Below are 641 nucleotides of genomic sequence, written 5' to 3'. Positions count from 1 at the left end.
ACTAGCAATAACGCATGTTCTGTTTAGCCTTATGGCCATGGATGGCCAAAGGGCGACTTGGCTGGCTCGGGATTCGTTGGGGGCGCTGTGTTCCTCCCTTCGGCATCACTTCTCAAGGCCGTAAAGGGGGCTTGGGGTGAACTGGGGGGCGTTATTCCTTTCTGTTCTTCATTATCATAGAATCGACAACCGTATAAACCACGTGTCTTTGTTCAGGAGTAAGAGAGAGAATTTGCTTAAGTCTTCTAAGTGTTCTTGAATCAACGGAAGCAAAAGGGGACTCTATTTCTGAAGTATTCTTTTCAAAGCCTGCAAGTTGTTCAATAGTTATATTAAGGGCTTGTGCGATTTTCTGAAGGCTATTGACTGGCGGATTTATTCCTTTTGTTTCGTACAAAGCAATAGAACGTCTAGAAACTCCTGAGCGCTTGGCAAGATCTTCTTGAGTTAATCCATATTTTTTTCTAAGGAGTATCAGATTATTAGCCAGTGAAGAACGCATCTTCATGAAAGAAATTATATGTTTGTTCTTGACATAAAAGGGGCAATCAGTACAATAAATTATATTAAATATTCTGAATGAGTACTTGACACACTTTTTCAAAGTCCCGCTTTTAAGCGGGCAAGAGACTGAAAACCGT

At 41.2% G+C, this 641-nt stretch carries 1 protein-coding gene; it reads right to left on the bottom strand.

What is annotated here, in order from left to right; genetic code table 11:
* Positions 1 to 151 precede the first annotated feature (151 nt).
* Positions 152 to 508, bottom strand: a complete 357-nt coding sequence (locus S1OALGB6SA_RS03515; RefSeq protein ID WP_124032579.1) for a helix-turn-helix transcriptional regulator — start codon at positions 506 to 508, stop codon at positions 152 to 154.
* Positions 509 to 641: the final 133 nt, after the last annotated feature.

The sequence above is a fragment of the Olavius algarvensis spirochete endosymbiont genome, from assembly GCA_900608495.1.
GTDB lineage: Bacteria > Spirochaetota > Spirochaetia > DSM-2461 > DSM-2461 > UBA2779.
Note: the sequence above shows the minus strand (reverse complement) of the source record. Positions and strands in the feature narration are given on the sequence as shown.

What these genes read in the sequence shown, in the direction of transcription:
- S1OALGB6SA_RS03515 (WP_124032579.1), bottom strand. Translation starts at nt 508, where the DNA reads ATGAAGATGCGTTCTTCACTGGCTAATAATCTGATACTCCTTAGAAAA.